Annotated in this window: 4 protein-coding genes; 1 reads left to right on the forward strand and 3 read right to left on the reverse strand. The window is 39.9% G+C overall.

What is annotated here, in order from left to right:
• The 3 genes from F6K57_RS36255 to F6K57_RS36265 form a co-directional block, all read right to left on the reverse strand.
• On the reverse strand, positions 1-962 hold a 962-nt coding region (locus tag F6K57_RS36255; RefSeq protein WP_293072952.1), incomplete at its 3' end, for an asparagine synthetase B.
• Positions 963-2,568: 1,606 nt separating this feature from the next.
• The gene (locus F6K57_RS36260) at positions 2,569-2,949 is read right to left on the reverse strand and encodes a hypothetical protein (RefSeq protein WP_293072955.1); all 381 of its coding nucleotides are present in this window, start codon (positions 2,947-2,949) and stop codon (positions 2,569-2,571) included.
• A 48-nt stretch (positions 2,950-2,997) separates the two neighbouring features.
• Positions 2,998-4,491 (reverse strand): alanine/glycine:cation symporter family protein, encoded by a 1,494-nt coding sequence (locus F6K57_RS36265; protein WP_364305566.1) that lies wholly within the window; start codon positions 4,489-4,491, stop codon positions 2,998-3,000.
• Between the two features lie 280 nt (positions 4,492-4,771).
• Between F6K57_RS36265 and rplU the strand changes: the two genes are divergently transcribed.
• The coding region (rplU, locus tag F6K57_RS36270) for a 50S ribosomal protein L21 (protein WP_293072958.1) at positions 4,772-5,126 on the forward strand (355 nt) is incomplete at its 3' end.

A 5,126-nucleotide genomic window follows, 5' to 3' on the forward strand; every position in this document is an offset into this window, starting at 1 on the left:
ATTTTGTAAGCGAAATACATAAGGGAGGCATCCATTATATCGATGGTTTCAAATGTTTCGCAAATGTAAACAATATTAGTAACATTGCAAATCAAATCGTCAATATTAAGATATTGAACTTTATGGTCAATCTTATTTTCTTCACAGTATCGCTTAGCTATTTCTACATCAGGGGAACCTGGGAAACCAATGGTAAATGCTGTAATGTTATTGTGATATTGCCGAGCAATACTAAGCACTGCTGCACTGTCAATTCCACCACTAAAAATCATGCCAATTGGTAAATCTGTCTGCACCATTTTTTTGACAGAATTCACAAACAGCTCTTTGAAATGGGCAATTATTGAGGCTTCATCATTGTACTCTATAGATTCTTTTGACAATTTAAAATACTGTTTAGTCTTGCCATTAACAATGAAATGACCTGGTTGCAGCACTTGAATATCGTCACCTAATTGTATCAGGCACTTGATTTCAGATGCAAAATAATAAGCATCGCCTTTTTGTAAGTAATAAAGCGGCTTAATACCTATATGATCTCTAGCAGCAAAAAACGTATTACTTACGCTATCGTAAACCACAAATGCAAACATCCCATCCAGATGTTCTACTAATTTCTCTCCCCACTCCTGATAGCCATGCACCAGGACTTCTGTGTCACATTCTGTTATGAATTGGTACCCTTTAGCAGTTAATTGATCACGAAGCTCTAGATAATTGTATATTTCACCATTCTGGACAGCATATATACTTCCATTGTTTCCTATCAATGGCTGACGCCCATGTGCTCTATCTACGATAGCTAACCGATTACATCCAAGAGTAGAATGACCTACTGAACTCAATTCAGCAAAGTTAGTTTCATCGCCACGATGTCTGATTTTTGACAGCATTACACGAACTTGATCTTCATTTTGAAGCGATGTTGAATTTGAATCAACAATAGCGACGATTCCACACATAATTTACTTTATTTACCTCTGATCAAATGGTATTTTTTCAGTCCAAAAAGATTATAGACTAAACTGAAAAAATTACATAAATCTCTTATATATGCAACCATATTAGGAGACATATTAGGAGAATTAATTACGGACAAAACTTAATAACATGCATTAGCAAATGCTGGGTTATCTATAAAAAAACAGATAACTTATAGAAAGACTAGTAGGAGATTAATCTTTGTTTTCATTGATTTTTCTATCGTCAATTTATTTATCCTCAATTATTGAAACACAAAAAATAGATTTTGTCAAGTTTGATCCGGATTTTTTTTTCATTCTAAGGCAAAGCATCCAAAACCATGCTGCCTGCCATATCTAGGGAAAATTTTCGATAGGATTCAGGTAGGGAATCAGGGCAAACCCATCTATCTAAATTTAGTTGATAAGTTAGTTTACAAGTAAATCATTTTATGCTTTATCTCAGTTAGGGTAATTGACATTGGAATCGAGTGATAAAATCACTGTAAAATGATCCAAAACTTGAAAGCACAAGGCCAGTTATAAAGCGCACAAAGCCAGAGAAAATTGGGCTAAGTGCCACAGGGAGACGATTGGTGAGCTATTGGAGAATATTCATTACCCAGATCTAGTTTCGCCACTCGACTACGCCGCCCTATGACTCAGCCACGCTAGCAGCCAGAATTTTCATTACTGAGTTATTGTCGATCAAGCGTACTCTAACGCTTCATCTTCAAACTCTGTTTAGAGTTAAGGTGATCGTTAGTAGGACGCCGTCACCGCATTGAATAATCGCTTCCCAATCTGGGCAGTGTCCTGACTGCCCTTGGAGCGATTTGCTCTCAAATATTTCATTAATGCTCCACTTATATCGAAGTTTAAACTTTAGAGGTTGTCTGAGAAGTCTCATTTGCTACATCCAAGCCCCCGTTGGTCCCCCAATTTTGGGGGACTTTTACCAGCAAAAGATTCTTGTTCCCCCCAGAATTGGGGGGCTAGGGGGGCAAAATTCAATATCAAAAAACTTTTCAGATATCCTCTTAGTGCTGCAAGTTTTATTCACGCTTTGCTTAGTATCTCACACTTTTTGCATCACAAAAAATTTTTTTTTATGGAATGTGATTAAAAATACCTTGAACAATGACCAGATGTGACCTGCCTAAATCCCCTTAAATCTAGAGTGTGAAAGCACTTAGCTGAACTAGGTATTTGCGAAAATCCGGTAAAAATCTAGCGTTTATATTTGAGATAATTATATATTTTTTAAAAAAAATAATAAAAACTAATAACTCAATAGTAAATAAATATAGTATAATTAATGCCCTAGCCAAATAAACGTTAATAAATGTTATAAAATCGATGATTTTGGTCTAAATTTGATAGCATTATATTTTAACCAGTAAATCAGGTTAAAATTTATTAAAAAATTAACCTATTTGGGACTTAAACCGAGTAGAATAGCAGCCTTCGACAAAACCATTAAAAAATTTTAGGGAATCGGGAGCTTTGATCGAAATTTGATAGGATAGTAATTTAACCAGTAAACTAGTATACAATTTATTAATTATTTGGTATATTCGGTAATTGTTGTGCTAAAATTGTCTTTTTAAACTAAGCATTCAGGTATCAGCCATTGGCCGTTACGTCCCAGCGTCGTTCGCACAGCGTGGCCATTCGCGTAGCGTGGCCATTCGCGTAGCGTGGCCATTCGCGTAGCGTGGCCAAAGCCTGTGCCACAAAGCACCTCAAGTAGCGTGGCCAATGGCCAATGGCTTTTCCCTAGACTTTCAATTCGATAAAATCTCGAACTATTAAATTCTCCCAAAAGAGGTTTATTTGAAGCTGACCGCTGACCGCACATCAAGTAGCGTGCGCTACGCGCATATGCTTGCAAAAAAGCGATCGCTTTTTTGCGATCACTTCTGATCGACCTTCTGATTAAATCCCTTGATGGGGGTTTTGATGAAGTCTGGCTGTCTTTGTTCAACAGGCTTTTGAGCCGTTAAACCTCATTCTTCCATTTTTGTCAACCCCATCACCTTAATGCTTGCGATTGAGTTACGGGAACTATTTTCCCAGAATTCAAGCGCTCCATATAGTCTTTGAGTTCAGTGACTACTTTGCCACAGAGGAAGTAGGCACCGAAAAGATTAGGTAAAGCCATAGCATTAAGCATACTATCACTGAAATTAAACACTGGTTCTGGGTTAGCCAAAGTTCCAATAAAGATGCTGATCAAAAATAATACTTTGTAGACAATTAAAGTTCTCGAACCAAACAAATAATCCCAAGAAATTTCACCGTAGTAACTCCATGAAATCATGGTAGAAAAAGCAAAAAAGAACACACAAATGGCTAGGAGCATTGGAAACCAACTAATTACACTCCCAAAAGCAGCGGCGGTCATTTCGGCACCACCGAAGTTAGCAAACTCAGGATTTTTGTATACCCCAGTGATGACTATTACTAAAGAAGTCATATTGCAGACGACCACAGTAACAATAAAGGGTTCGAGTAGGGCTAAAATTCCTTCCCGCACTGGTTCCTGAGTCCTGGCAGCGGCGTGAGCAATAGGAGATGTACCAATACCTGCCTCATTAGTAAAGGCTGAACGCCTTAATCCCTGTACTAACGCCCCAATCAAACCCCCCTCAACGGCTTGGGGAGAGAAGGCTTCTGTCACAATAGTTTCGATGGCAGATGGGATGGTGGAGAAATTGACCATCAGAATCCACAGGGATGCCAAAATGTAGATCCCACACATGACGGGGACGATGGTACTAGCCACTAAGCCAATACGTTGAATGCCACCAATAATCACCAATGCCACTAGAGCAACCAGAATTAAGCCATAAAACCAGCCTCGATTGATCAGCCAGGGAACTACGCTGGCCGTTATTTCCAAGGATTGGTTAGCTTGAAGCATACTCGAACCACCAAATGACCCAGTAATGCACAAGATGCAGAATACGATGCTCACGATTTTGCCCAGTTTTTGATATCCCATTTCGGCTAAACCAGCCGAGATGTAATACATTGGACCACCAGCTATCGTTCCGTCCGGTCTGACCACTCGATATTTTTGAGCCAGGGTACATTCTACAAATTTACTGCTCATGGCGAATAACCCCGCAAGGGTCATCCAGAACGCAGCTCCTGGTCCTCCGATACTGATGGCAAAAGCAACACCGCCAATGCTACCAAGTCCAACACCAGCGGATAGGGCAGTTGATAGAGCTTGAAAGGAAGAGATTTCACCGTTTTGGTTGGGTTGCTCGTATTTGCCTAAGGCTATGTCAATGGCGTGTCGAAATCCCCAGATGTTGATAAAGTTCATCCGGAAGGTGAAGAATAGGCTACCACAGACTAGCCACAAGACAATCAGTGGCATACCACTGATGCTAAACAAGAGTACATTAGATATGCCATTTAAGATTTGGTTAACAATATCGATGAGGTTAGTTAGAACCGAGTTGTTTGCTGCTAGAGCTAGAGTGGGTAAATTGAAAAAAATATGATCTAGTGTCAACGTCTTTTAGCAATACTTCTTTACAAATTTACCAGGACTGACCAAAAACTGGGCACCAAATCTGATCAGTAGTAGGGTCACCCTACTGGTAGATTTGCTTTCAGAATTCACGGTTATGGTCTTGACAAAGACCAACAAATCAAAGATAATGTTAGATTACGTGTACTTTCCTGCTCGGATCAGGTGAAGGCATACCAAAAGCTGGCACAAGCAAGAAATCCTATCCATCGGAACCAACACTAACCAGCTACCTGTACGGCAACTCTAGAAAAACAAATCCATGACCTACGCAATTATCGAAACTGGTGGCAAGCAACTGCGAGTAGAACCGGGTCGCTTTTACGACATCGAACTACTGCACGTTGAACCAGAGCAAAATGTCACCATCGACAAAGTCCTGTTAGTTAATCATGATGGTGAAATCAGCATCGGTCAGCCCTTAGTTGAAGGAGCAACCGTACAAGGAACGGTGATGCGACACTTTCGCGATCGCAAAATCATCGTCTATAAAATGCAGCCCAAGAAGAAAACCCGTAAGAAGCGGGGACACAGACAGGAAAAAACCCGTCTGATGATTGATGCTATTAGTATGAATGGTTCTGTGCTCGCCTCGGTTTCCAAAGCAGAGGAAGCAC

It is taken from the genome of Moorena sp. SIO4A5, from assembly GCF_010672005.1.
Classification (GTDB): domain Bacteria; phylum Cyanobacteriota; class Cyanobacteriia; order Cyanobacteriales; family Coleofasciculaceae; genus Moorena.